Source organism: Kitasatospora sp. NPDC059646, assembly GCF_042734615.1.
GTDB lineage: Bacteria > Actinomycetota > Actinomycetes > Streptomycetales > Streptomycetaceae > Kitasatospora.
In genome coordinates this window covers 51,537-74,907 of the sequence record NZ_JBHWDS010000008.1, presented here as the reverse complement: position 1 = coordinate 74,907, position 23,371 = coordinate 51,537, and the positions used below count along the sequence as shown (strand labels likewise).

At 75.8% G+C, this 23,371-nt stretch carries 23 protein-coding genes; 7 read left to right on the top strand and 16 right to left on the bottom strand.

What is annotated here, in order from left to right; genetic code table 11:
- Position 1: 1 nt before the first annotated feature.
- Positions 2–775 (bottom strand): VOC family protein, encoded by a 774-nt coding sequence (locus ACFV1L_RS07720; protein WP_380363854.1) that lies wholly within the window; start codon positions 773–775, stop codon positions 2–4.
- Positions 776–1,019: 244 nt separating this feature from the next.
- Here ACFV1L_RS07720 and ACFV1L_RS07715 point away from each other — a divergent pair, with 244 nt between their 5' ends.
- On the top strand, positions 1,020–2,225 hold the full coding sequence (locus ACFV1L_RS07715) for an NAD(P)/FAD-dependent oxidoreductase (RefSeq protein WP_380363852.1): 1,206 nt from the start codon (positions 1,020–1,022) through the stop codon (positions 2,223–2,225).
- Between the two features lie 12 nt (positions 2,226–2,237).
- Here ACFV1L_RS07715 and ACFV1L_RS07710 read toward each other — a convergent pair whose 3' ends face one another.
- From ACFV1L_RS07710 to ACFV1L_RS07690, 5 genes are all read right to left on the bottom strand, one after another.
- Positions 2,238–2,483 (bottom strand): DUF1876 domain-containing protein, encoded by a 246-nt coding sequence (locus ACFV1L_RS07710; protein ID WP_380363850.1) that lies wholly within the window; start codon positions 2,481–2,483, stop codon positions 2,238–2,240.
- A 75-nt stretch (positions 2,484–2,558) separates the two neighbouring features.
- Positions 2,559–2,747 carry a hypothetical protein gene (locus tag ACFV1L_RS07705; protein ID WP_035861023.1) on the bottom strand — a complete coding sequence of 63 codons (189 nt, stop codon included), beginning with the start codon at positions 2,745–2,747 and terminating at the stop codon, positions 2,559–2,561.
- A 113-nt stretch (positions 2,748–2,860) separates the two neighbouring features.
- Entirely contained in the window at positions 2,861–3,610 is a 750-nt protein-coding gene (locus ACFV1L_RS07700) for a zf-HC2 domain-containing protein (RefSeq protein ID WP_380363848.1), read from the bottom strand.
- Positions 3,607–4,185 (bottom strand): sigma-70 family RNA polymerase sigma factor, encoded by a 579-nt coding sequence (locus tag ACFV1L_RS07695; RefSeq protein WP_380363846.1) that lies wholly within the window; start codon positions 4,183–4,185, stop codon positions 3,607–3,609. The genes ACFV1L_RS07700 and ACFV1L_RS07695 overlap by 4 nt, the downstream gene beginning before the upstream one ends.
- Positions 4,186–4,367: 182 nt before the next feature.
- Positions 4,368–4,925: a hypothetical protein gene (locus ACFV1L_RS07690; protein WP_380363844.1), complete on the bottom strand. Its 558-nt coding sequence runs from the start codon at positions 4,923–4,925 to the stop codon at positions 4,368–4,370.
- Between the two features lie 218 nt (positions 4,926–5,143).
- On the opposite strand from ACFV1L_RS07690, the gene trxA reads away from it, so the two are divergent.
- The gene (gene trxA / locus ACFV1L_RS07685) at positions 5,144–5,524 is read left to right on the top strand and encodes a thioredoxin (RefSeq protein WP_035871199.1); all 381 of its coding nucleotides are present in this window, start codon (positions 5,144–5,146) and stop codon (positions 5,522–5,524) included.
- A gap of 255 nt (positions 5,525–5,779) precedes the next feature.
- On the opposite strand, the gene ACFV1L_RS07680 is transcribed toward trxA, so the two are convergent.
- Positions 5,780–6,535, bottom strand: a complete 756-nt coding sequence (locus tag ACFV1L_RS07680; RefSeq protein ID WP_380363841.1) for a pirin family protein — start codon at positions 6,533–6,535, stop codon at positions 5,780–5,782.
- A 162-nt stretch (positions 6,536–6,697) separates the two neighbouring features.
- On the opposite strand from ACFV1L_RS07680, the gene ACFV1L_RS07675 reads away from it, so the two are divergent.
- On the top strand, positions 6,698–7,798 hold the full coding sequence (locus ACFV1L_RS07675; RefSeq protein ID WP_380363839.1) for a WD40/YVTN/BNR-like repeat-containing protein: 1,101 nt from the start codon (positions 6,698–6,700) through the stop codon (positions 7,796–7,798).
- A 32-nt stretch (positions 7,799–7,830) separates the two neighbouring features.
- Here ACFV1L_RS07675 and ACFV1L_RS07670 read toward each other — a convergent pair whose 3' ends face one another.
- Entirely contained in the window at positions 7,831–8,295 is a 465-nt protein-coding gene (locus ACFV1L_RS07670) for a MarR family winged helix-turn-helix transcriptional regulator (RefSeq protein ID WP_380363838.1), read from the bottom strand.
- A gap of 112 nt (positions 8,296–8,407) precedes the next feature.
- On the opposite strand from ACFV1L_RS07670, the gene ACFV1L_RS07665 reads away from it, so the two are divergent.
- Both ACFV1L_RS07665 and ACFV1L_RS07660 read left to right on the top strand, forming a co-directional pair.
- On the top strand, positions 8,408–9,190 hold the full coding sequence (locus ACFV1L_RS07665) for a dioxygenase (RefSeq protein ID WP_380363836.1): 783 nt from the start codon (positions 8,408–8,410) through the stop codon (positions 9,188–9,190).
- Positions 9,191–9,239: 49 nt separating this feature from the next.
- Complete coding sequence (locus tag ACFV1L_RS07660; protein WP_380363834.1) at positions 9,240–9,650, top strand: hypothetical protein; 411 nt, start codon at positions 9,240–9,242, stop codon at positions 9,648–9,650.
- Between the two features lie 142 nt (positions 9,651–9,792).
- Here ACFV1L_RS07660 and ACFV1L_RS07655 read toward each other — a convergent pair whose 3' ends face one another.
- Complete coding sequence (locus ACFV1L_RS07655) at positions 9,793–10,434, bottom strand: NAD(P)-dependent oxidoreductase (protein ID WP_380364011.1); 642 nt, start codon at positions 10,432–10,434, stop codon at positions 9,793–9,795.
- Between the two features lie 151 nt (positions 10,435–10,585).
- Between ACFV1L_RS07655 and ACFV1L_RS07650 the strand changes: the two genes are divergently transcribed.
- Positions 10,586–11,362 carry a TIGR03084 family metal-binding protein gene (locus tag ACFV1L_RS07650; RefSeq protein ID WP_380363832.1) on the top strand — a complete coding sequence of 259 codons (777 nt, stop codon included), beginning with the start codon at positions 10,586–10,588 and terminating at the stop codon, positions 11,360–11,362.
- Between the two features lie 20 nt (positions 11,363–11,382).
- Here the strand turns inward: ACFV1L_RS07650 and ACFV1L_RS07645 are convergent, their stop codons facing one another.
- The 5 genes from ACFV1L_RS07645 to ACFV1L_RS07625 all read right to left on the bottom strand — a co-directional run bounded on the left by ACFV1L_RS07645 (position 11,383) and on the right by ACFV1L_RS07625 (position 19,051).
- On the bottom strand, positions 11,383–14,592 hold the full coding sequence (locus ACFV1L_RS07645; protein WP_380363830.1) for an error-prone DNA polymerase: 3,210 nt from the start codon (positions 14,590–14,592) through the stop codon (positions 11,383–11,385).
- An 82-nt stretch (positions 14,593–14,674) separates the two neighbouring features.
- Positions 14,675–16,582, bottom strand: a complete 1,908-nt coding sequence (locus tag ACFV1L_RS07640; RefSeq protein ID WP_380363829.1) for a hypothetical protein — start codon at positions 16,580–16,582, stop codon at positions 14,675–14,677.
- A 97-nt stretch (positions 16,583–16,679) separates the two neighbouring features.
- Complete coding sequence (locus ACFV1L_RS07635; RefSeq protein ID WP_380363827.1) at positions 16,680–17,504, bottom strand: hypothetical protein; 825 nt, start codon at positions 17,502–17,504, stop codon at positions 16,680–16,682.
- Positions 17,505–17,614: 110 nt separating this feature from the next.
- Positions 17,615–18,253, bottom strand: a complete 639-nt coding sequence (locus tag ACFV1L_RS07630; protein ID WP_380363825.1) for an alpha-ketoglutarate-dependent dioxygenase AlkB — start codon at positions 18,251–18,253, stop codon at positions 17,615–17,617.
- A gap of 69 nt (positions 18,254–18,322) precedes the next feature.
- Positions 18,323–19,051 carry an SDR family oxidoreductase gene (locus ACFV1L_RS07625; RefSeq protein WP_380363823.1) on the bottom strand — a complete coding sequence of 243 codons (729 nt, stop codon included), beginning with the start codon at positions 19,049–19,051 and terminating at the stop codon, positions 18,323–18,325.
- Between the two features lie 65 nt (positions 19,052–19,116).
- Between ACFV1L_RS07625 and ACFV1L_RS07620 the strand changes: the two genes are divergently transcribed.
- Positions 19,117–19,572, top strand: coding sequence for a hypothetical protein (locus tag ACFV1L_RS07620; RefSeq protein ID WP_380363821.1), 456 nt, complete (start codon positions 19,117–19,119; stop codon positions 19,570–19,572).
- A 260-nt stretch (positions 19,573–19,832) separates the two neighbouring features.
- On the opposite strand, the gene ACFV1L_RS07615 is transcribed toward ACFV1L_RS07620, so the two are convergent.
- Together ACFV1L_RS07615 and ACFV1L_RS07610 are read right to left on the bottom strand one after the other, a co-directional pair.
- Positions 19,833–21,149: a hypothetical protein gene (locus tag ACFV1L_RS07615; protein ID WP_380363819.1), complete on the bottom strand. Its 1,317-nt coding sequence runs from the start codon at positions 21,147–21,149 to the stop codon at positions 19,833–19,835.
- Entirely contained in the window at positions 21,139–23,340 is a 2,202-nt protein-coding gene (locus tag ACFV1L_RS07610; protein ID WP_380363817.1) for a hypothetical protein, read from the bottom strand. The genes ACFV1L_RS07615 and ACFV1L_RS07610 overlap by 11 nt, the downstream gene beginning before the upstream one ends.
- Positions 23,341–23,371 lie beyond the last annotated feature (31 nt).

The window sequence follows — 23,371 nt, the reverse complement described above, 5'->3', positions numbered from 1 at the left end:
CTCACCGCGCCGGCCCGAGGACCGAGAACCGGCCGCCCTCCGGGTCCGCGAAGCGGGCGACCCGGCCGTAGGGGCTGTCGGCGGGGCCGTCCAGGACGCGCCCGCCGAGGGCGACGGCCTGCCGGGCGGTGGCGTCCACGTCCGCCGCGGAGAAGAAGACCTCCCAGTGCGGGGCGAGGTCGTGGGCCGACCGGAGCGCGGCCACGCTGCGGCCCTCCGAGCGCAGCACCACCCGCTCGTGCTCGTAGCGGACCTCGAACTTCTCCGGGTCGCGGCCGTCCCAGCGGAACACCTCGCCGTAGAACAGGGCGGCGGCGAACGGGTCGGCGGTGCGCAGTTCGATCCAGGCGGGCGCCCCGGGCGCGCTCATCCAGGTGTCGTCGCCGGGCTCGCCCTCCCAGATGCCGAAGGTCGCGCCGAACGGGTCGGCGGCCAGCGCCACCCGGCCCGCGTCGAACGCCAGCGGTCCGACCGCGAGGGTGCCGCCGCGCTCGCGGACGCCGTCGGCGGCCCGGTCGGCGCTCTCGATCCCGAAGTAGGTGGTCCAGGCGACCGGGCGCTCCCAGTCGCCCTTCAGCCGGCTGAGCCCGGCGACCTCGACGCCGTCGACGGTGGCCCGCAGGTACGGGCCCCAGCGGTCCGGGCCGGGCACGAACTCCCAGCCCAGCAGCGGGCCGTAGAACCCCTGTGCGACGTCCAGGTCACGGACCGTCAGGCCCGCCCAGCACGGCACCGCGGGCACACAGCGCACCGTGGCCGTCCGCTCCACCACCATCGGTCGGGCTCCCTTCGCCGCCGCGCCGGCCGCCGTGGCCGGACCGTCCCCAGCCTAGGCCGACGCCCCGGCCGGATCGTGCTCCGCCTCGCGGGCGGATCCCCGCCCCGCGGAGAGCGGCTTCCCCGCACCGGCCGGGCCAATCCCGCGCGTCCCGACCGGCGCGGGTCCCCCGTCCGGCGGCGCGGCGGTGCCATGGTCGGGGAAGCCGGGGGAGAACCGGACGGCGGGAAGGAGATTGGGCATGGACACCGGAATCGTGATCGTCGGGGCGAGCCTGGCCGGGGCGAAGGCGGCCGAGGCGCTGCGCGCGGAGGGCTACCGGGGGCCGGTCACGCTGGTCGGCGACGAGAACGAGCGGCCGTACGAGCGGCCGCCGCTCTCCAAGGGCTACCTGCTGGGCAAGGAGGAGCGGGAGAAGATCTACGTCCACCCCGCCGACTGGTACCGGCAGCACGACGTGACCCTGCGGCTGGGCACGGCGGTCACCGCGATCGACCCGGCCGGGCACACCGTCGCGCTGGAGGGCGGCGACCGGCTGCCGTTCGCCAAACTGCTGCTGGCCACCGGCTCCTCGCCGCGCCTGCTGCCGGTGCCGGGCGGCGACGGGGACTTCGTGCAGACCCTGCGGCGGGTCGGCGACAGCGAACGGCTGCGGGCCGCGTTCCGGCCGGGCGCCCGGGTGGTGATCGTCGGCGCGGGCTGGATCGGCCTGGAGGCGGCGGCCGCGGCCCGCACCGCCGGGGCGGAGGTCACCGTGCTGGAGGCCGCCGAACTGCCGCTGCTGCGCGTCCTCGGCCGGGAGGTCGCCCAGGTCTTCGCCGACCTGCACCGCCAGCACGGCGTGGACCTGCGGTTCGGCGTCCGGGTCGAGGAGCTGCGCGCGGACGGAGTGCGGCTGGGCGACGGCAGCACGGTGCCCGCCGACGTGCTGCTGGTCGGCGTCGGCATCAGCCCGAACACGGCGCTCGCCGAGCGGGCCGGGCTGACCGTCGACAACGGCGTCCGCACCGACCAGCACCTGGCGACCTCGCACCCCGACGTCTACGCGGCGGGGGACGTGGCCAACGCTTTCCACCCGCTGTTCGGGAAGCCGATCCGGGTCGAGCACTGGGCGAACGCGCTGAACCAGCCCGCCGTCGCGGCGGCCGCGATGCTCGGCAAGGACGCCGTGTACGACCGGGTGCCGTACTTCTTCACCGACCAGTACGACCTGGGCATGGAGTACACCGGCTACGCGGAGCCCGGCGGCTACGACCGGGTGGTGTTCCGCGGTGACGTCGCCGGGCGGGAGTTCATCGCGTTCTGGCTGTCCGGCGGCAAGGTGCTCGCCGGCATGAACGTCAACGTCTGGGACGTGACCGACCCGATCCGTGAACTGGTGCGCTCCGGGCGGGCCGTGGACCCGGAGCGCCTCGCGGACCCGGCGGTGCCGCTGACCGCGGTCTGACGGCCCGTCGGCTCAGCCGGGCTGCCGGACCTCCTCGTGGGCCTTGGTGAGCAGTTGCATGGCGAGGTCGTTCAGGGCGCGGGCCCCGGCGACCTCCTCGCCGACCCGCAGCTGCGGGCGGTCGGCGTGGTGCCGGGTGGAGTAGCCGTGTGCGCGCAACTCCGTCCCGTCGGCGAGGCGGACCATCGCGGCGGCCCTGGTGCGGTCGCCGTCCTCCTCGAACTCCATCTCGACGTGCCATCCGACCAGCGTCCTCATGACCGCCACCTCCCGGGTGCGAGCGGGGTGTTCGGGGCGTCCCGGGGCTCGGGGCGCCCCCGGTGTTCGGAGTGTTCAGGGTGTCTCGCCCGTCGGCGTCCGGCTCTCCGGCCGGCCGGCCGGCGGGGTCCCGTCGGGGGCCAGGTCGCATTCCTCGCGGCCGGTCTCGGTGTGCAGCACCCGGATCGGGTGGTGCGGGTCGTCGCTGTGGACGACGGTCTGCGGCTCGCCGCAGCGCGGGCAGAGCAGGGGAATCGGGTGCATGTCGGTGTCCACGCGCCCGCGACGGGCGGCCGCCCGGGTCCGCGTGGCCTCCTCAACCCCAGTGTGCGCCGCCGGGCCGCTCCGGTCATGCGAACGGGCCGCCGCCGGACCGCTCAGCGGTGGACCGGCACGACGACCAGGACGCTGCTGCCGGAGCGCACTTCGAAGCGGGCGATCGCCGACGGGGCCAGGCCGGTGCCGCCACCGGTGCGCAGTGCGGTGCTGCCGCCGTAGCCGGTGGCGGGGACGGTCCAGCTGGTGACGGTCTGCTGCGCGCCGTCCGTGCCGACGGCGACCAGCGTGCAGCTCTGCGGGCCCTGGACGTGGCCGAGGTCCAGGGTGACCCGGCTGCCCCAGGCCGCCGGGTCGACGCCGACCGTGGCGGACACCCCGGTGGCCGGGTCGGTGGCACTGAACTGCTGGGCGACCGAGACCACTTGGGTTCCCTCGGTGAGCGTCCAGGCGACCGCGGGACCGCCCAGCGCGATGATCGCCGCGACGGCCGCCAGCACCAGCCGCCGCACCCGGGCGCGCCGCCGCTCGGCGACCACTTGGCCGGCCAGCCGGCCGAACAGCTCGGGCGACGGCTCCGGGGCCGGGGGTTGCGCGGTCTTCGGGGCGGCGCTCGCACGCTCCGTACCGGCGCTCTCCGGGCCTGCGGCCGGGGCGAGTTCGGCGAGCAGCGCGGCGACGGGGCCGAGCCGGTCGGCCTCGGCGGTGCAGCGCGGGCAGTGGGCGAGGTGGGCGGCGAACCGGGCGTCCTGCTCCGGTTCGAGGGCGCCGAGCAGGTGGGCGGCGAGGTCGCGGTGCGGGTCGTCCGGGTGCGGGCCCCGGTCGCGCGGGCCGTCGTGGGGGGTGGTCATGGTGTCACTCCCCGTTCCTCCAGGGCGAGCCGGAGGGCTCGCAGGGCGTAGTAGAGCCGGGACCGGACGGTGCCGGGCGGGACGCCGAGGACGGTGGCGGCCTCGGCGGCGGTGCGTCCGCGCAGGTAGGTCTCGGTGATCGCGCGGCGGTGCGCCTCGGACAGCGAGTCGAGCGCGTCGGTGAGGGTCATCAGCCGCAGCACGCGGTCGAGTTCGTCCTCGGCGGGGAGCCGTTCCAGTTCGCCGTCGGGGACTTCCCGGGGCCGGGCGCGCTGCCCGCGCCGGCCGTCGATGACGATCCGCCGGGCGACGGTGGCCAGCCAGGGCCGCAGGTTGCGGCGGTCGGTGTCGAGCCGGTCGAGGTGCCGCCAGGCGCGGACCAGGGTCTCCTGGACGACGTCCTCGGCGCGTTGGCGGTCGCCGGCGACCAGGTGCAGCACCATGCCGTACAGCGGCCGGGCGTGCTCCCGGTACAGGGCGCGCATCAGCAGGTCCTCGGTGTCGGGGCCGGCGGTTCGCCCGCGGGCGGGGCCGGCGTCGGCGCCGTGACCGGTGGGGCGGGGCTGCTCGGCCACGGCGCCATCCTCGCGCGGGTGCCGTCGGGGGTCGATCGGTGGCGGCGTCCGGGGGGCTCGGGACGGGCGCGGGCCCTCAAGTCCGGCTCGGCTCGTGTCGATAACCGTGACGGGGGTGCGGCGCGGGCGCCCGCGCCGCACTCCTTCGGCCGCCATCGTCCCGACCGTTCGCCGGCGGCCGGTCAGTACCCGCCGCCGGACATGGCCGGCGGCGTGCTCGGCGAGGTCGGGGCGGTGCCGCCCGGCATCGCCTTGTCGCCGGTGGGGGTGGCGGCGAACCACGTGCCGTCGACGCCCTGGCCGTTGGTCTGACCGGGCTTGGTGTCGGGGGTGTAGCGGTACAACGGCCAGCCGTTCAGGGTGACTTGATGGCTGCCGTCGGGGCGGGTGACGGTGCCGACCAGTTTGCTGTCGATGCCCTTGAGCGCGGGCGCGCCGCTGCCGGTGGTGAGTTCGGGCGGCCACAGGGTGGCGCAGGAGCCGGTGCAGTGCGTCGCCGACGGGTTGTTGGTGTCCTGGTCGAAGCGGTACAGGGTGAAGCCCTGGCCGTCGCTGACCAGCGTGCCGAGGGTGGCGTTGTGCTGGGTCATCAGCACGGCCTGGGACTGGCTGCCGGTGTGCGCCGAGGACGAGTTGCCGCTGCTGCCGCAGCCGGCGATCAGGGCGGCGGCGGCGAGCGCGCCGGCCGCGAACAGGGTGGCGCGGCGGCCGCCGGGGATCGTTCTGCCGGTGGTGGTCATGGGGATCGCTCCCGTCCGGGAGGGTGCGGTCGGCCGGGCCGCCGGGATGCCGGGCCCCGGGGTTCGACCGGTTCGTCCGGGGGTACGTAGCGCGGGTCCGGAACGTTCAGGCGGGTCGGGTGCCCGGAATAGTTCCGCAGGTCGCGGGGTTGTGGCGGGCGTGGGTCCGGCCCGGGCCCGCTCCGGAGGTACCCGGCTGTGGAAGGCAGGTGGCGGCGATGAGCACGGTGGAACTGACCAAGGACAACTTCGACGAGGTGGTCCAGGGTGAGGACGGCAAGGGGTTCGTCCTGATCGACTTCTGGGCGGCCTGGTGCGGTCCCTGCCGCCAGTTCGCGCCGGTCTTCGAGCGGGCCTCCGAGAAGCACGAGGACATCACGTTCGCGAAGGTCGACACCGAGGCGCAGCAGGAGCTCGCGGCGGCGTTCGAGATCCGCTCGATCCCGACGCTGGCGATCATCCGCGAGGGCGTTCTGGTCTTCGCCCAGCCGGGTGCGCTCCCCGAGGCGGCCCTGGAGGACTTGATCGGCCAGGCCCGCAAGCTGGACATGGCGGAGGTGCACGCCGGCGTCGCGGCCCAGAAGGCCGGGCAGAACTGACGCGCAGCGCACGCGAGTCGACCGATCCCTGAAGGGGCACCGGAGGTTCCCGGTGCCCCTTCGGCGTGTCCGCGACTTCGGCGGGGTTCGCGACTTCGGTGTGTCCGTGACGGCTGCGGAGCGTCCTCGCCGGCACCGCCCTCCGCACGCCCCGCACCCCCGCACGCGCGTGCGTGAAGGCCCGCCCGCGCGGCTCGGGGGCCGTGCGGGCGGGCCTTCGGCGTGCGGGCCCCGGCGGGGCCTCGGTGCGGGGCCTCAGTCGAGGGCGGCCGTCATCTCCCACTGGAGCAGTTCGGCTCCGTCCGGGCCGGCGGTGACCCGCTGGCCCTCGGCGCCGGTGAGGCGCAGGGCGTCGCCCTCGTGCAGCAGGCCGGCGCCCTCGACGGCGGCCTCGCCGCGTGCCACGTACAGGTGGACAAAGGGCGCGGTGGCGAGTTCCAGCGTCTCGTCGGGGCGCATCCGGGCGACGTGCAGCGCGGCGTGCTTCTGCCGGATGCCGATCGCGCGCTGGTTGGCGTGCTTGCCCATGCCGGATGCGAGGGTGGTCCAACCGCCCTGGGAGAGCTGGTCGTTGATGTCGAGCTGCTCGTAGCCGGGGACGATGCCGGCGGTGTCCGGGATGGTCCACATCTGGATGAACCGGACCGGGTCCTGGTGCTGGGGTTCGCCGGTGAGCGTCCAGGAGTCGTTCTTCTCGCTGTGCAGGATGCCGGTGCCGGCGCTCATCCGCTGGGCGAGGCCCGGGTAGATGACGCCGTTGTGGCCCTCGGAGTCCTGGTGGACCAGGCCGCCGTCGAGCACCCAGGTGATGATCTCCATGTCCCGGTGCGGGTGGGTCTCGAAGCCGGTGCCGGGGGCGACGATGTCGTCGTTGGAGACCAGCAGCAGGCCGAAGTGGGTGTTGGCCGGGTCCCAGTGGTGCGAGAACGAGAAGGAGTGCTTGGAGTCCAGCCAGCCGGCGCGGGTGTGGAAGCGCTGGTCGGCGCGGCGCAGGTCGATCGTGGATGCCATCGGGTCCTCCTCCGTCGGGGTGTTGTTGAATCGTAAACCATTTGCCGACCGTCTGCATTCCGCCACGCCGACCATCTCTCGCGGCGCGGTGCCGTGCCACGGCCGGACCCCGGGTGGACACTGCTGCGAGACCGTGCACGACCGAGTTCCGGATGGTTCACGATGAGCGACGAACGGGATGTCCTGCTGGCCGTCGGCACGCAGAAGGGCCTCTTCCTGGGCCGCGGCCCGAACCGCGGGACGTGGGAGTTCAGCGGCCCGCACTTCCAGATGAACGCGGTCTACTCGGTGGGCATCGACCGCCGGGGCGGGCGCACCCGGCTGCTGGTGGGGGCGGACAGCACCCACTGGGGCCCGTCGGTGTGGTGGTCCGACGACCTGGGCGCGAGCTGGCAGGAGCCGTCGAGGCCGGCCGTGCGCTTCCCCGAGCGGACCGGCGCCTCGCTGGAGCGGGTGTGGCAGTTGCAGCCGGCCGGCGAGGAGGCCCCGGGCGTCGTGTACGCGGGCACCGAGCCGGCCGCCCTGTTCCGCTCCACCGACGGCGGCGAGAGCTTCGCGCTGGTCGACGCCCTCTGGGACCACCCGCAGCGCGAGCACTGGGGTGCGGGCTACGGCGGCCAGGGCATGCACACCGTCCTCACCGACCCGCGCGACCCGGACGTGCTGACGGTGGCGGTGTCGTCCGGCGGCGTCTACCGGAGCACCGACGGCGGCGGCAGCTGGGAGCCGTCCAACACCGGCATCCAGGCGACCTTCCTGCCGGACCGCTTCCCCGAGTTCGGCCAGTGCGTGCACAAGATCGCCCGGGACGCGGCCGACCCCGACCGGATGTACCTGCAGAACCACGGCGGCGTGTACCGCAGTGACGACGCGGGCCGGACCTGGAAGTCGATCTCCGGCGACCTGCCCGCGGACTTCGGCTTCGGCGTGGCCGCCCACCCGCACACCGGGGGCACCGCGTACCTGTTCCCGCTGGACGCCGACTACGCCCGCCTGCCGGTGGACCGCCGCTGCCGGGTCTTCCGCACCACCGACGCGGGCGAGACCTGGCAGCCGCTGGACACCGGCCTGCCGCCCGAGAACCACTACGGCGTCGTGCTGCGCGACGCGCTGTGCACCGACGACGCGGACCCGGCGGGCGTCTACTTCGGCAACCGCAACGGCGAGGTGTACGGCTCGGCTGACGAAGGCGAGAGCTGGTCCCTGCTCACCGCGCACCTGCCGGACGTGCTCTGCGTGCGCGCGGCGACGCTCGCGAACTGACGCCCGCGCCGCCGCCGGCCCCTGACGCCCCGTCAGGCGTCGGCGGCGCGCAGCCGGTCGGCGACGGTGCCGAGGGTGTCGGCCAGGGCGGCCAGCTGCTCCGGGGTGAGCACGTCGATCAGTGCTTCGCGGACGGCGGCGACGTGGCCCGGGGCGGCGGCGCGCAGTGCCTGCCAGCCGTGGTCGGTGAGTTCGGCGAACACGCCGCGGACGTCGCTCGGACAGGACCGGCGGGCGACCAGCCCGGCCTTCTCCAGCTGGGTGACCTGATAGGTCAGTCCGCTCTTGGAGGTGACCAGGCGGTCGGCCAGGTCGGTCATCCGCAGCGAGCCCTCGGGGGCGGCGGACAGCTGCACCAGGATCTCGTACTGGGTGTGGGACAGTCCCGCGTCGTCCTTGAGCTGGCGCTCCAGCCGGCGGGCGACCAGGTTGGTGGCCGCGACGAATCCGCGCCAGGCGGCCATCTCGGTCTCGTTGAGCCAGCGGGGTTCGTCCATGCCCCGCATCCTACTCCGGTTGTTCAAATTCGAACTCGGGTGTACCGTCGACGTCACACGGTTCAAATTTGAACCATCCGGCCCGGACGGACCCCGACCAGGAGGACGGACCATGAGCACCGCCACCACCGAGCGCATGCCGGCTCTCTACCTCTCGCACGGCGCTCCCCCGCTCGCCGACGACCCGGTCTGGCCCGGCCAGCTGGCCGCCTGGTCCGCGGACCTGCCCCGTCCCAAGGCGATCCTGATGGTCTCCGCGCACTGGGAGGAAGCCCCGCTGGCGATCGGCGCGGTGCGGACCATCCCGCTGGTGTACGACTTCTGGGGCTTCCCCGAGCACTACTACCAGGTGCGGTACGCCGCCCCCGGCGCGCCCGAACTCGCCGACTCCGTCCGCAAGTTGCTGCGCACCGCCGGCACCCCGGTGCAGGACGTCCCGGACCGCGGCCTGGACCACGGCGCGTACGTCCCGCTGGTCGAGATGTACCCCGGCGCGGACATCCCCGTCCTGCAGATCTCGCTGCCCACCCTCGACCCGCAGGAACTGCTGGCGATCGGCCGCAAGCTCGCCCCGCTGCGCGACGAGGGCGTGCTGATCGTCGGCTCCGGCTTCTTCACCCACAACCTGCGGGCCCTCTCCCCCGACGGCCGGGTCACCTCCGTGATGGCCGAGTTCGACGACTGGGGCCGCCGCGCGCTGGAGGCCCGCGACCTCGACGCCCTCCTCGACTTCGAGCACAAGGCCCCCGCCGGCCGCCTCGCCCATCCCCGCACCGAGCACTTCGCCCCGCTCTTCGTCACCCTCGGCGCGGGCGAGGCCGACCTCGGCGAACAGCGCAGCGTCATCGACGGCTTCTGGATGGGCCTGGCCAAGCGCTCGATCCAGCTCGGCTGACCCCGCCCCGCCCCCCTCTGGCAGGATGGCCCGCCGGAGGGGGTCCGCCATGGTCGAAGACCGCACGTCCCGATGGTTCCGGGCACGCCACTGCCTGCTGCTCGCCCTGCTCGGCTGGGCCTGCAGCGCCCTGGCGCTCGTCCCCGCCGACGCGGTGCAGCAGCGCCTGCGCCAGTGCCTGGACAGCCCCGGCGCACCCCGGTACGCGATGGTGCTCGCGGTCGCGGGCCTCGCGCTGAACGCCACCGCGACCGCCTGGGCCGCGGCCCAACTCGCCGTGGTGCTGCGCCGCGACCACCGCCGGGTCTCCACCGGCCACGCGCTCCTCGCCGTGCTGCTGCCGCTGGCCGCACTGGCCGTGGTGGCCCAACTGCTGGTGCTGACCGCCGTGCACGGCGAGCTCGGACCCCACCCGAGTCCCTGCTTCGGCGCCGCCCCGCCGACCCCTCCGGCAGGATGACCCGCCGAGGGCGTTCACCGTGGTCGGCGACCGGGCGCTGTGTCCCGGGCGGCTGCTGCCGGTGGACGGTCGTGCGGCTCGCCCGGGAGCTCCTCGGCCCGCAGCACCACTGCACCGGCCGAGCGCCGACGCCGACGGGGTTTCAGTAGCCGCAGGTGAAGCGCTCGCCGTGGTGGCGGGGCTTCTCCAGTTCGTCCACCAGGGCGGTGGCGAAGTCGGCGAGCGAGATGGTGGACAGGCCGTCCGGAGCGGCGACCAGGTCGTCGGTGGCGGTGCGGTACTCGCCGGTGCGTTCGCCCGGGACCAGGCTCTGCGGGGGGCTGAGCACCGTCCAGTCCAGGTCGCTGACGGTGCGCAGGTAGTCCAGGGCGCGGCCGTGGGCGCGCATCAGCTCCAGCTGGCGGGGCGTGACGGACGGGTCGTCCCACAGGCAGGTGCCGGCCGGCGTGGTCAGGCTGCCGGCGCTGCCGACCACCAGCAGTCTCGGTGCGCCGTCGGCGAGTTGGCGCAGGCCCGCGACGAGCGAGTGCGCGGCGGGTTCGATCAGCCGGCCACGACCGGGACCGTCGCCGCCGCCGACCGCGCTCACCAGCGCCTCCGCGCCCTCCGCGACCCGCGCCATGTCCGCCGGGTCCAGCACGTCACCGCGCTCCACCCGGATCGCCAGCCCCTGGTACTCCTCGGGCCGCCGCACCACCGCCGTCACCGCGTGCCCGCGCGCCAGCGCCTCGGTCACCACGCACCGCCCGATCTCCCCGTTGGCCCCGACCACCACCACCCGCACTCCGCCCACCTCCCGCTCCAGTCACCCGACGCCTCATCAGACCACGCAACCTGCTCCCGCCCCGGGAACGGCACCCCTGGAGCGGGCGGTGTGGCCGGGGGCGCAGCGGGGGTAGGAGTGGGGGCACTGGCGGCGGCGAGAGGGGTGGCGGGTGGACGGGCTGGTGGCGGACCTGCTGGCGGAGGGGGAGGAACTGGACTCCCTGGTGGGCGGGTCGGGTGCGGCGGGGCTGGCACTGGCGACGCCGGCGGCGGGGTGGACGGTCGCGCACCAGGTGTCGCACCTGGCGTGGACGGACCGGTGGACGCTGCGCGCGGCGCAGGACCCGGAGGGCTTCGTCGCGGCCTTGGGGCGGGAGTTCGCGGACGGCCTGGCGGCGGTGGACCGGGGCGCGGCGGAGGGTGTCGGGGAGGAGCCGGCCGCGCTGCTGGGGCGCTGGCGGGCGGGCCGGGCCGAGGTGGCGCGGGTGCTGGCGGAGGTGCCGGGGGACGTGCGGGTGCCGTGGTTCGGGCCGCCGATGAAGGCGCGGTCGATGCTGACGGCCCGGCTGATGGAGACCTGGGCGCACGGACAGGACGTCGCGGACGCGCTGGGCGTGGACCGCGTCCCGACGGACCGACTGCGGCACATCGCCCACCTGGGCGTCCGGACCGTCGGCTTCGCGTTCGCCGCACACGGCCGGCCCGCGCCGACCGTGCCGATCCGGTTCGAACTCCGCTCCCCCGGAGGCGAGTTGTGGGCGTGGGGCGAGGAGGGCGCGGCCGACCGGGTGTCCGGTCCGGCGCTGGACTTCTGCCTGCTGGTCACCCAGCGCCGGCACCGCGACGATCTGGCCCTGACCGCGGTGGGCGACACGGCGAACGCCTGGCTGCCGCGCGCACAGGCCTTCGCGGGCCCGCCCGGCGAAGGGCGGAAGCCGCTGCGCTGAACCGAGTCGGCGACGGGTCGTCAGATGCCCAGGCGCAGCGGTGCGATGCGGGTGGCGACCAGGTTGGTCGCGCCGTGGGTGCGTTCGACGGTGCCGTGGACGAGCAGGCCGGCGCGTTCCAGGACGGTGCGGCGGTGGGCCTGCCAGACGGGGCGGTTGCAGATGACGTTGATCAGGCCGGTCTCGTCCTCCAGGCTGAGGAAGAGGACGCCGCCGGCGGTGGGCGGGCGCTGCCGGTGGGTGACCAGGGCGCCGACCACGACGGGGGTTCCGGGCGGGACGTGCTGGAGCTGCGCGGCGGTGACGGCGCCGGAGCGGTCCAGGGCGTGGCGCAGGTGCTGGACGGGGTGGCTGGTGGCGGAGCTGCCGGTGGCCCACAGGTCGGCGATGGTCTCCTCGATCGGGGTCATCGCGGGCAGTGGCGGGGCGTCCGCGCCGGGGAGGGTGCCGGGCAGCGAGTCGGGGTCGGTGGCGGCGTACAGGCCGGCGGACCACAGGGCCTGACGGCGGCTCAGTCCGAAGCAGGAGAAGGCGCCGGCGGTGGCGAGGGCCTCCATGACCGGCCGGGGCAGGGCGGTGCGGCGGGCGAAGTCCTCCAGGTCGGTGTAGGGGCGCCCGGCGGCGATGGTCTCGGCCTGGGCCTGTCCGAGGCCGCGGACCGAGGTGAGGCCCAGCCGGATCGCGGCCTGCGGGGTGCCGGCGGTGAGGGGGTGCGGGTAGGACGGGTGGTGCCCGGGTTCCAGGGTGGGGCCGGGTGCGCTGACCGAGACGTCCACGGCGCGGACCCGGACGCCGTGCCGGCGGACGTCGGTGATCAGGCTGAGCGGGGAGTAGAAGCCCATCGGCTGGTTGGCGAGCAGCGCGCAGGTGAACGCCGCCGGGTGGTGGTACTTGAGCCAGGCGCTGGCCCACACCAGGTAGGCGAAGCTGATCGCGTGGGATTCGGGGAAGCCGTAGTTGGAGAAGGCCTCGATCTTGGCGTAGACGTCCTCGGCGGTCTCCGGCGGGATGCCGCGCTCGGCCATGCCTTCGAGCAGCCGGGTGCGCAGCACGGCGACGCGTTCCAGCGAGCGCTTGGCGCCCATCGCCTGGCGCAGCCGGTCGGCCTCGTCGGGGCTGAATCCGGCGCAGTCGATGGCGAGTTGCATCATCTGCTCCTGGAACAGCGGGACGCCGAGGGTCTTGGCGAGGGCGCGTTCCATGGTGGGGTGCGGGATGTCGGCGCGTTCGACGCCGTCGCGGCGGCGCAGGTAGGGGTGGACGGAGCCGCCCTGGATCGGGCCCGGGCGGATCAGGGCGACCTCGACGACCAGGTCGTAGAAGGTCTTCGGTTTGAGCCGGGGCAGGGTGGCCATCTGGGCGCGCGACTCGACCTGGAAGACGCCGACGGTGTCGGCCCGGCAGAGCATCTCGTAGACCTTGGGGTCGTGCTGGGGGATGGTGGCGAGGTCGAGCCGTTCGCCGTAGTGCTGTTCGATCAGGTCGCAGGTGTCGTGCAGGGCGGCGAGCATGCCGAGGCCGAGCAGGTCGATCTTGACGAGTCCGGCGCCGGCGGTGGAGTCCTTGTCCCACTGGAGGACGGAGCGGCCGGGCATCCGGGCCCATTCGGTGGGGCAGATCTCGCCGACGGGTTCCCGGGTGAGCACCATGCCGCCGGAGTGGATGCCCAGGTGGCGCGGCAGGCCGTGGAGTTGGCTGCCGAGGTCGAGGACGTCGGCGGGGATGACGGCGTCGTCCTGGACGGTGCCGTGGAACTCGACCTGCCGGGTGAAGGCGTCCACCTGCTCGGACGGGTAGCCGAGGGCCCGGGCGGCGTCGCGCAGGGCGAGCCGGGGCCGGTAGGTGATGACGTTGGCGACCTGGGCGGCGTGGGCGCGGCCGTAGCGCCCGTACACGTACTGGATGACCTCCTCGCGGCGGCGGTTCTCGATGTCGAGGTCGATGTCGGGCGGGCCGTCGCGGGCCACGCTGAGGAAGCGTTCGAACAGCAGGCCGTAGGCGACGGGGTCGACGGCGGTGATGCCGAGGGCGTAGCAGACCGCGGAGTTGGCGGCGGAGCCGCGGCCCTGGCACCAGATGTCCTCGCGGCGGCAGAAGTCGACGATGTCGTGGACGATCAGGAAGTATCCGGCGAGGTCGCGGGTCTCGATCACGTCGAGTTCGCGGGCGAGTTGGCGGCGGGCCCGGTCGTTGTCGGGGCCGAAGCGCTGCGGTCCGGCTCCGGCGACCAGGGCGCGCAGGAAGCTGCTCTCGGTGTGGCCTTCGGGGACGGGGTAGCCGGGCAGTTGCGGGTCGAGGGTGGAGAAGTCGAAGGCGCAGTCCCGGGCGAGGTCGACGGTGGCCTGCTGGACGCCGGGGAACCGGCGCAGCCGGGTCGCCATCTCGCGGCCGGAGCGCAGGTGCGCGGTGCCGGCGGCCATGGTGTACGGGGCGGCCTGTTCGAGGGTGCGGCGTTCGTGCAGGGCGGCCAGGGTCTGGGCGAGCCGGCCCTGCGCGGGCGCGGCGTGGTGGACGTTGTTGGTGGCGACCAGCGGCAGTCCGGTGCGGGCGGCGAGCGCGGCGAGCCGGTCGTTGCGCAGGTCGTCGCCGGGCAGCCGGTGGTCGGTCAGTTCGACGTACACGTTCTGCGGGCCGAACGCCTCTTCCAGGGTGCGGAGCTGCTTCTCCGCGGCGTCCTCGCCGGCGGTCTCCAGGGCGTGCCGGACCCGGCCGCGGCGGCAGCCGGAGAGCACCGCCCAGTGGCCGTGGTGGGCGTCGGCGAGTTCGTCGAACGCGTAGCGCGGGTCGTTCTTGGCGCCGCCGCGCAGTTGGGCGGCGCTGATCGCGGCGGACAGCCGCCGGTAGCCCTCGGGGTCGCGGGCCAGCACCAGCAGGTGGTCGTCCGGGCCGACGGTGAGTTCGGCGCCGAACACGGTGCGGACGCCGGTGCCCCTGGCGGCCTCGGCCAGCCGGACCGCCCCGTAGAACCCGTCGTGGTCGGTGACCGCCAGCGTCTCGATGCCCAGCGCCGCCGCCTCGTCGAGGAGTTGCTCCGGGTCGCTGGCGCCGTCGAGGAAGCTGAACGCCGAGTGGACGTGCAGTTCGGCCCACGGGACGGCGTCCGGCGGCGGCGCGGGCCGGGGGTTCTGGGGCTCGGGCCGGTCGGGTGCGGCCGGGGTGGCGGGGCCGGTGCCGGACATCCGGCGCTGCAGCTCCGTCCAGGGGAGCGAGGGGTGACTGGTGAATCCCATCGCGGGTGGTGCTCCGGTCTCGGGGGTGGTCCCGTCGCTCCCCCCGGGCGACGCTGGTCTGCTGACGGTCCGTCGGTTCTGCTCAGTCATAGGCTCCTTCGACGTACCAGCGACCGCCCTCGACGGTGAGCAGCAGGGCGCGGCCGCCCTCCACCGCGACCTGGAACCGGGCCCGGCGGCGGGCGGTGCGCGGGTCCCACCAGCGTTCGACGGCGGGCCACGGGCCGGTCCAGCCGAGCACCCGCAGGGTGCGGCCGTGCAGTTCGACCCGGTCCGGCGGGGCGGACACCTCGGCCCGGCCGTCCACGCCCACGGGCTGGCCGTCGCGGTCGAGCACCAGGACCGGCACCGGGTCGGGCGGCACGACGGACGGCGACGGGTCGGTGAGCCGGCCCGGCCAGGGGCCGTCCGGCGTCCGGTCCTCGCGGAGCGCGGCCTCGTCCCACGGCAGCCGCGCCTGCTGCTCGCCGGGGGCGCGGCCGCCCTCGGGGGCGCCGCGCCGCAGCCCGGCGTAGCCCAGCAGCGACTGCACCCGGGCCACCGCCCGTTCCACCCGGTCCTCCGCGACGGCCTCGCCCCACAGCGCCAACTGCCGTCCCCGGTCCGGGAACAGGCCGTCCGGGACGAGGCGCAGCGCGGTGAACGCGCCGTCCGCCCCGGTGAACGTGCCGGTGGACTGCCAGGCGTTCAGCTGCCAGCGGATCCGTTCCGCGAGGGCGGCCGCGGTCAGCCGCCCCTCGTGCTGCCAGAGCCGGGCGACGGTGCGGCCGCCCGCGCAGGAGACCTCGACCGCGACCCGCTGGCAGGCCAGTCCGACCTCGGCCAGCCGGGCGTGCAGGCGTTCCGCGAGGGTGCGGCCGACGAACACCAGCGGCTCGGTCAACTCCTCGGGCGGGTCGAAGAGCTGCTCGACGGCGAGGTCGAGCCCCTGGTCCTTGGGGGCCAGCGGGCGCGGGTCCAGTCCGCGGGCCTGCCGGTGCGCGGCGCTCCCGGTCGGGCCGAACCGGTTGGCCACCACGTCCGCGGCCAGTTCGGCGAACGCCCCCACCGTCTCCACGCCGAGCCGGTGCAGCAGCTCCGCCAACTCGGGTTCGCCCAGCGTCGAGACCGGGTACGGGGCGAGGAACTCCGGTGTCCGGCCGGCCGGCACCAGCAGTTCGGCGCGGGCCGCCAGGACGGCGGCGAACAGGCCGTCGGCGACGCCGAGCAGGCCGCGCGGGGGCGGCGCGACGGGGGCCGGCTCCGGCTCCTCCGGCCGCGGCCGCGGCCCCGGTTCGGCCTGCGATCCGGCGGGGGCCACCAGGGCGAGCGGGGCGGGGCCGTCGGGCGGGGCGGGCTCGGCGGAGCCGCCGTCGATCACGGTGAGCGGGGGGCGTCCGGCGGCGTCCTGCGGTCCGGTGAACACCTCGTCCACCCAGGCGGGTTCGGCCTCGGGGTCGGTCGGCGTGTCGGCGGTCCGCCCGGGTGCGGCGGGCGCGGCGGCCGGCCGGGTCAGCGCCAGGGCGGCGGCGACCGCGTCCCGGATGCCGGCCGCGAGGGCCTCCTCGCCGCCGAAGTACCGGGCCGGGCCCTTCACCGGGATCGCGCACAGCCCCGGCCGGAGCACCTCCACCCGGGGGGTGAACGCCTCGACCGCCGCCACCACCGGCTCGAAGCGGCGCGCCTCCGCCTCCTCGTCGCGGTCGCGCAGCCGCAGCTCCGGGCAGAACCGCTGCGCGAGCCGCAACGGCTGCCCGCGCCGGACGCCCGCGGCGCGCGCCGCCTCCGAGGAGGCCAGCACCCGGCCGCCCTCCACCACCGCCACCGCGCCCGGGTCGCCGCCCGCCGGGGCGGTCGCCACCAGCGGCCAGTCCGGGCACCAGACCACCAGCACCCGCTGCCCGGCCGGCCCCCAGCCCGGGCCCTCCCCCGCCCGCGGGGTGCCCCACAGCGGCCCGCCGCCACGGCTCGCGGACGGCGCCGGCTTACGAATCGGATGGGGGTGCTTCATGGTGGGACGCTCGGGGGGATCGACGGAACAGGATCGGCGGGAAGCCGGTGGCTCTCTTGTGCTTCACGCTTTCTGACGGCTCGTCACCGCCGGCATCTCAGACCGCCTCCAGGGCCGGGCGGACCGCGGCGGGTTCGGCGGGGGCGCAGGCCCGGGCCGCACCCTGCGCGTCGGGGAGCCAGAGGTGGGCGGTACGGGGACGGGTGGCGGTGCCGCGGCCCTCGGCGACGGCTTCCACCTGGCGGCCGGTGAGCTGCCCGTGGCCGTCGCCGAGGCCGAACCAGCGGCCGGTGCGGATGCTGAGGCGCTGGACGGCGCCGGGCCACGGGCCGGCCACCAGCAGGGCGCAGCGGGTGCGGCGCAGGACGGCGGTGAGGCGGGCGGCGAGGGCGGGGGCGACGGGGCCGGTGGGACGCAGCAGGATCAGGCCGACGGCGCCGGCGAGGGCGGCGACCACGTCGGGCCAGTGCGGGCCGGGGTGGTCGGCGAGCAGCAGGCGGCGCAGGTCGTAGCCGTAGCCGGCGGCGGCGGACAGGCCGAGCTCGGGGAGTCCGACGGCGGCGGCCCAGGCGGCGTCCCCGGCCTGTTCGGTGAACGCGCCGGCGCCGAGGGCGAGCAGCAGTCCGGTGTCGCCGGCGACGGAGACGGCGGTGCCGGGGCGCAGTCCGCCGCCGGGGAGCAGCGGGGCGAGGGCGGGGAGGACGGGCACCAGTTCGGGCTCGGCGACGACCGGCGGGGTGCCGTGCGGGGCGGGTCGCGCAGGTGCGGCGGAGGTGGCGCCGGGGCGCAGCGGGACGACCGTTCGATCCCGTTCGACCGGGCGGCCGCGTTCGAGCGTTCGAACATGGTCGGCCGTCCGAACGGGGGAAATCTGGGCGAAAGCGCCCGTTCCGGACGGGCCGAGCGAGTGTGGTTCGAACATGTGCACGAGTCCAGCATCGAACACTCGTTCGCAAATATTCAAGTCCGAGAATCTGACTGAGCTGCAGAAACGCCCTTCCGGCGACCCTCGGTGACCGCCGGGGAGCCCGATCAGCGGACGCCGCGCGGGCGGAACTGGATGCTGATCCGCGGCCCGACCGCCCCGGCGCTCTTCGGGACGGCGTGCTCCCAGGTGCGCTGGCACGAGCCGCCCATCACCAGCAGGTCGCCGTGGCCGAGCGAGCGGCGGACCGTCGGTCCGCCACCGCCCAGCGGGCGCAGCAGCAGGGGTCGGGCCTGGCCGACCGAGAGGATCGCGACCATGGTGTCCTCGCGGTCGCCGCGGCCGATCCGGTCGCCGTGCCAGGCGACGCTGTCCCGGCCGTCCCGGTAGAGGCAGAGCCCGGCGGTGGCGAACGGCTCGCCGAGCTCCGCCCGGTAGTGCGCGTCGAGCGCGTCCCGGGCCTCCGCCAGCACGGGGTCGGGCAGCGCGTCGCCCTCCCGGTAGAACGCCAGCAGCCGGGGCACGTCCACCACCCGCTCGTACATCTCGCGCCGCTCGGCCCGCCACGGCACCCCGTCCACCAGCCGTTCGAACAGCGCGTCCGCCCCGCGCAGCCAGCCGGGCAGCACGTCGATCCACGCCCCGTGCCCGAGCTCCGTCCGCCCGATCCCGTCCAGCGGGCCGAGCGCGGGCCCGGCCTCGGGACCGTCGGCGTCGAACAGGGAGCCCTGCAACTGGTAGCTCATACTGCCAGCGTACGCCCTGTTCGAACATGCGTACGAAGATGTGTTCGGGGGGCCGCCGGGCCCGGGACCCTAGAGCTGTTCGAACTGGAAGGAGCGGATGAAGCAGTCCCGGGGCTGGCCGATCGCGAACAGCACGCAGTCCGTCACCGACTGGGCGGTGAGCCGGTCCTCGGCGGTGCGGGAGGCGGTGTCCCAGGCCGGGGCGAGCGGGTCGGCGTCGTCGAAGTCCGGCGGGTAGAGGGAGATCACCCGGATGCCCTCGGGGCGCAGCCGGGCCGAGAGGACGTCGGCGAAGCCGGCCTGCGCGGCCTTCGCCGCGTAGAAGGCGGGGTGCGAGGCCGAGCGGTGGTTGCGCGGTTCGGCGACCGCGGAGACCAGGTTGACCACGTCGGCGGCGGCCGAGGCCCGCAGCAGGGGCAGCAGGTGGCGGGTGACCAGCACGGTGCCGGTGGCGCCGGACGCGATGGTGTCGGCGATCGCCTCGTCGTCGCCGTCCAGCAGGTCCGCGCCGGGCAGGTAGCGGGCCCCGTTGTTGACCAGCACGTCGACCCGGTCCGTGCGGGCCGCGACCTCGGCGGCGAAGCCCCGGACCGAGGCGGGGTCGGAGAGGTCGCAGGCCAGCCCCTCGGCCGGCGCACCGCTGTCGGCGGTGATCTCCTCGGCCGTCCGCCGGGCCGCGTCCAGCCCCCGCGCGCCCACCAGCAGCCGGGCCCCCAGCCGCCCGGCCCGGAGCGCGAGCGCCCGGCCGGTGCCGCGGCCCGCGCCCGTGACGACCATGGTGCGTCCGGTGAGATCCATGAACTGACCCTTCGTCGGCCTGTCGGTGCTGGTGGGACTATAGGCACGGCGACAGGAGGGCCGAAGTGACAGGGTGGGGTGCGGCGTTCGCCGTGCGGTGCGAGTGCGGGGCCGAGGCCGAGCAGGACGTCGGGCAGGCCCTCCGGGACGGACGGGTGTGCTGGGACTCGGAGTTCCACTGCCGGGCGTGCGGCGCGGCGGCCTGCATGGGCTTCGGCGCCGGCGACGCGCCGCGCTGGGTGCGCGGCCCACTGATCGCCGAGCACGGGACGGTGCGGCTGCGGCTGGCCGACCCGAACATGGGGCGGATACCCGTTCTGCAGACCCTGCTCAAGACGTGGAACCTGTCGCTCACCCAGGCCGTGCAGCTCTCCGAGCAATTGGCCGGCGACGGCCTGCCCGGGACGCTCCCCGAGGCGGAGTGGCTGCGCGACCGGCTGGCCGCCCGCCGGGTCCGGTCCGAGATCGTGCCCGGCGCGGCGACCGACGAAGCCGACTGGCCCTGGGCCGCGGAGGACTGACGCAGCGCCGGCCCCGCACCGGACACCCGCCGCCGAGCCCCGACCGAGCCGGCCACTGCCACCTGCCCGCCGGCCGCCGATGCCTGACGCCACGCCGGCCTGCCGGGCGGGTGCGACTGGACCGGCCGGCGCCGACCCGCTCCGGGCCACAGCCGCCTGACGCGGCATCAGCCTCCCACTGGCGAGCCGGCTCGGCCACGACCGCCCACCGAGCCACGGCCGGGCCCGCAGCGCCGGCCCCGCCCCGCAGGACCGGCCGCTCAGTCCTCCGCGTCCGCCGTCCGCTGCCGGGTGCGGCTGAACTGGCCGGTGCCGACCCGGGCGGCGAGGGTGTCCTCGGGGCCGGAGAGCAGTGAGCCGTAGCCGGTGGCGGCCCAGAGGCTGCGATCGGCGGGGACTTCGAAGTACGGGACGGTGCGGCCCTGGTCGCGGACGGCGAGGACCTGCGGGGCGCGGCGGGTGCGCAGCGCCCGGTCGCAGTCCGCGCAGACCGCGATGTCGACGCGTTCGCGGCGGCCGAGCGGCCGCCATTCGGTGCGGCCGCCGGCGGCGCCGTGGCGGGGGTCGAAGAAGCACAGCGGCAGCCGGGGTTCGGCGGCGAGCGCGGCGCGGCCTTCGGCGGCGAGGGCGAGGACGCCGGCCAGGTCGGGGATGCCGCGGGCGCCGTCCAGGACCCGGCCGGCCGCGTCGTAGGCGTCCAGGGCGCGGGCCAGGCCGGGGGCGGTGGCGCCGTCGGCGCCGTCCACGGCCTCGCCGAGGGCGAGCACCTCGGCGGCGGCCTGTCGGCGCAGTCCGGCCTCGTCGGCGGCCAGGTCGGCGGCGAACACCGCGTCGGGGAAGCTGAACGCGGTGTGCCGGGGTGCGCGGCGGCGGCGCACCACGAGGTACCCGCCGGCCGCGACCAGCACCGCCAGTACCGCGATGCCCGCCAGCACCGGGCCGGTCGGGCTTCCGCCCGACGAAGTGCCGGGCGCGGCGCCGTCGTTGTGCGGGCGGGCGGAGTACTCGCGGTTCATCCGGTCGGTCTCGGCCCGGTAGACCTCGGTGCCCTTTCCGCTGCCGATCAGGTCGATCGCCCGGCCGACCCGGGCGGCCAGGCCGGCGTCCTTGAGTTCCTTGAGGAGGCCGACGGCGGCGGCCGAGTCGCGGGTCTGGTGGGTGTCGGTCGGCCACTCGGTGCCGGTCAGCCAGCTGCCGTAGTCGTCGTTGGTGAGCAGGATCAGCTGCGGCTGGCCGAGTCGCTCGTTGACCACGGCGGCCAGCGACTTGGACTTGCCGTCGAAGGCGTCGCCCTTGTTCAGCGGCAGCAGCACCACCTTGATCGGCAGGCCGGTCGCGGCGATCCTGTCGGCGAGTTCCTTCTGCTGGGCGGTGGTGACGGCGGCGGCGAACGCCGGGTCGACGTACACCGGTCCGGTGCGCAGCGCGTCGACGACGGTGGTGACCGATCCGGCGGCGGGGGTGCCCTCGGCGCGGGCCGGGGCGCCGGTGCCGAGCAGTGCGAGGCAGGTCAGCAGCGTGGCGAGCAGGCCGCCCGGGAGGGAGCGGCGGGTGGTCGGGCGGCGGTCACTGGACACTGGCGGACTCCCTGGCCCTGAGGATGAGCGGTTCGAGGCCTTCGCGGGCGGCCGGCAGGATCGGCCCGGCCCGGTCCCAGGCGGTGGGGGCGGCGCGGTCGCCGGCCGGGGGCAGGCGCAGCAGCCGTTCCTCGGCGGCCGGCCGGCGGCCGGCGGCGGCGGTGGCGGAGTCGGCTCCGCGGAAGGCGTCCCGGCAGGCGGGGCAGAGCCGGGTGGACCTCGGCCCGATGCCGAGCGCGGCGAACCAGGGCGGCACCCGGCCGCCGGTGGCCGCGCCGTGCAGCGGGTTGAGCCGGCAGACGGTCGGGGTGGTCTCGCCGCGCAGCGCGGCCAGTCCGCCCCGGGCGAGCACCGCGACGGCGGCCAGGTCGCCGGCCTCGTCCTCGGTGCGCCCGTTGCCGGTGAGGAGGTGGGCGGCGTCCAGGCAGTCCCAGGCGCGGGCCCGGCCGGGCGCGTCCTGGTCGGCGGCGGCGAGCCCGGCGGTGAGTTCGCGGACGTCCTCGGCGGCCCAGGAGCGGAGTTGACGGAGCGTCGGCCGCGGGTCGGCGCGCCGGGGTCCGGCGGGCTGTGCCGGGGCGAGGGCGCGGGCGCGGCGGGAGCGGATCACGGCGCGGACGGCGGCGACGGCGGCCCAGGCGAGCAGTAGCACCACGCCGAGCAGCATGCCGCCGAGCACCAGGCCGCCGCCGAAGTCGGCGGCGAACAGCGGCGGGAGCTTGTTGTCGCGCAGCGGCGGCAGCGTGAGCCCGGTGGGGACGGGGTCGTCGCCCGGCCGGGGCTGGGCCTCGGCGACGGCGTCCAGCACCCGGTCGAGGCGGGGCTTCACGTCGAGGCCGTCGGTCGCCCCGTACGGGTACCGGATCTCGGAGTCCAGGTGGGCGAACCGGCGTTCGGCGTCCCGGTCGGTGCCGTAGCTGCGCAGTTCGATCCGGCCGACCAGCGGGTCGACCAGGATGTAGACGCCGTTCTGCCCGGTGCGTTCGCGGATCAGCGAGAGCAGCAGGCGGCCGTCGTGGCCGGTCTCGTCAGCGCTGGTGGAGGGGGTGACCACCACGTGCACCGGGCCGGCGGGGGCGAGTTCGGCGATCCGCTGCCGGAGCGCGGGCAGGTCGGCGGCGTTCAGCGCGTCGGGCGCGGAGGGGTCCTGGTAGACCGGACCGGCGGCGAGTCCGGCGGCGACCTCGTCCACCCGGGCGTCCAGGTCCGCCTGGGTGACGTTCAGGTCCGGGCTGTCGACGGTCTGCGGGAAGACCTCGGGCGCGGCGAGCAGCACGCCGAGGACGGCGGCGACGGCGGCCAGTGCGGTCGCCGCCGGCACGCCGCGGCGCAGCGGCGGTCGGACGGCCGCCGGCTTCTTCGACTGCGCCGGCCTGTTCGGGTTCTTCGGCTTCTTCGGCTCGGCGGTCGCCTTCCCGAGGTCGACCCCGCCCTTCCCCCGGTCCTGGCCGGCGGGGGTGTGCGGGGCACCGCGGCGGCGGGAGAGGCGGAGGCCGAGGGCGATCAGCAGGCCGGGGAGCAGCACCACGGCGATGCCGAGCAGCAGGTTCTGGTTCTGCCGGTCGGTGGAGCTGATGTACAGGCTGGGCCTGCCGTCCGACTTCCGGTACCGGTCGGCCAGTTGCTCGGCCTTGGCGGCGGCCTGCTCCTTGCCCAGGGCGACGGCGTCGACGAACGCCTCGAAGTCGGCGAGCGGCCCGGCGCCGTACGGGGTGCCGTACAGGGCGACCCGGGCGGCCTCCTGGGCGGGCGCGTCGGTGCCGAACGCGGCGGTGGTGAGGCGGCCGTACTCGCCGATCAGCACGTACAGGCCGTCCTTGCCGAGCCGGTCGTGCACCAGGGCGAGCAGTTGCGCGCCGTCCCGGCTGTCGGGCACCGCCAGCACGTAGGTGGGAACACCGGTGCGGCGGGCGAGGTCGGCGATCTGCGGGGCGAGCGAGCGCGGGAGTTCGCGCGGCCGGGCGGCGGAGACGTACACCGGGTTCTTGCGGAGTTCGTCGGCCAGCCGGTCGGCCCGGGTCTGCTGGTCGGCCGCCGCGGTCTGCCGGCCGGCCGCGGACGGTGTGGCGGACGGGGCCGGGTCGGCCGCGGCGGCGGGGCCGGCGCCGAGCAGTAGGAGGGCGGTGAGCACCGCGGCGCCCGCACGGGCCGCGAACGGCCCCGTCCGCCCCGGTATCCGCGTCAGTGTCGGCATCGGCGCCCTCCCGTGGTTCGGCCGGTCACTT

What these genes read in the sequence shown, in the direction of transcription:
- ACFV1L_RS07710 (WP_380363850.1), bottom strand. Translation starts at nt 2,483, where the DNA reads ATGAGGACGCTGGTCGGATGGCACGTCGAGATGGAGTTCGAGGAGGAC.
- ACFV1L_RS07665 (WP_380363836.1), top strand. Translation starts at nt 8,408, where the DNA reads ATGAGCACCGCCACCACCGAGCGCATGCCGGCTCTCTACCTCTCGCAC.
- ACFV1L_RS07625 (WP_380363823.1), bottom strand. Translation starts at nt 19,051, where the DNA reads ATGGATCTCACCGGACGCACCATGGTCGTCACGGGCGCGGGCCGCGGC.
- ACFV1L_RS07630 (WP_380363825.1), bottom strand. Translation starts at nt 18,253, where the DNA reads ATGAGCTACCAGTTGCAGGGCTCCCTGTTCGACGCCGACGGTCCCGAG.
- ACFV1L_RS07610 (WP_380363817.1), bottom strand. Translation starts at nt 23,340, where the DNA reads ATGCCGACACTGACGCGGATACCGGGGCGGACGGGGCCGTTCGCGGCC.
- ACFV1L_RS07635 (WP_380363827.1), bottom strand. Translation starts at nt 17,504, where the DNA reads ATGTTCGAACCACACTCGCTCGGCCCGTCCGGAACGGGCGCTTTCGCC.
- ACFV1L_RS07640 (WP_380363829.1), bottom strand. Translation starts at nt 16,582, where the DNA reads ATGAAGCACCCCCATCCGATTCGTAAGCCGGCGCCGTCCGCGAGCCGT.
- ACFV1L_RS07670 (WP_380363838.1), bottom strand. Translation starts at nt 8,295, where the DNA reads ATGGACGAACCCCGCTGGCTCAACGAGACCGAGATGGCCGCCTGGCGC.
- ACFV1L_RS07645 (WP_380363830.1), bottom strand. Translation starts at nt 14,592, where the DNA reads ATGGGATTCACCAGTCACCCCTCGCTCCCCTGGACGGAGCTGCAGCGC.
- ACFV1L_RS07715 (WP_380363852.1), top strand. Translation starts at nt 1,020, where the DNA reads ATGGACACCGGAATCGTGATCGTCGGGGCGAGCCTGGCCGGGGCGAAG.
- ACFV1L_RS07660 (WP_380363834.1), top strand. Translation starts at nt 9,240, where the DNA reads ATGGTCGAAGACCGCACGTCCCGATGGTTCCGGGCACGCCACTGCCTG.
- ACFV1L_RS07705 (WP_035861023.1), bottom strand. Translation starts at nt 2,747, where the DNA reads ATGCACCCGATTCCCCTGCTCTGCCCGCGCTGCGGCGAGCCGCAGACC.
- ACFV1L_RS07700 (WP_380363848.1), bottom strand. Translation starts at nt 3,610, where the DNA reads ATGACCACCCCCCACGACGGCCCGCGCGACCGGGGCCCGCACCCGGAC.
- ACFV1L_RS07720 (WP_380363854.1), bottom strand. Translation starts at nt 775, where the DNA reads ATGGTGGTGGAGCGGACGGCCACGGTGCGCTGTGTGCCCGCGGTGCCG.
- trxA (WP_035871199.1), top strand. Translation starts at nt 5,144, where the DNA reads ATGAGCACGGTGGAACTGACCAAGGACAACTTCGACGAGGTGGTCCAG.
- ACFV1L_RS07675 (WP_380363839.1), top strand. Translation starts at nt 6,698, where the DNA reads ATGAGCGACGAACGGGATGTCCTGCTGGCCGTCGGCACGCAGAAGGGC.
- ACFV1L_RS07680 (WP_380363841.1), bottom strand. Translation starts at nt 6,535, where the DNA reads ATGGCATCCACGATCGACCTGCGCCGCGCCGACCAGCGCTTCCACACC.
- ACFV1L_RS07690 (WP_380363844.1), bottom strand. Translation starts at nt 4,925, where the DNA reads ATGACCACCACCGGCAGAACGATCCCCGGCGGCCGCCGCGCCACCCTG.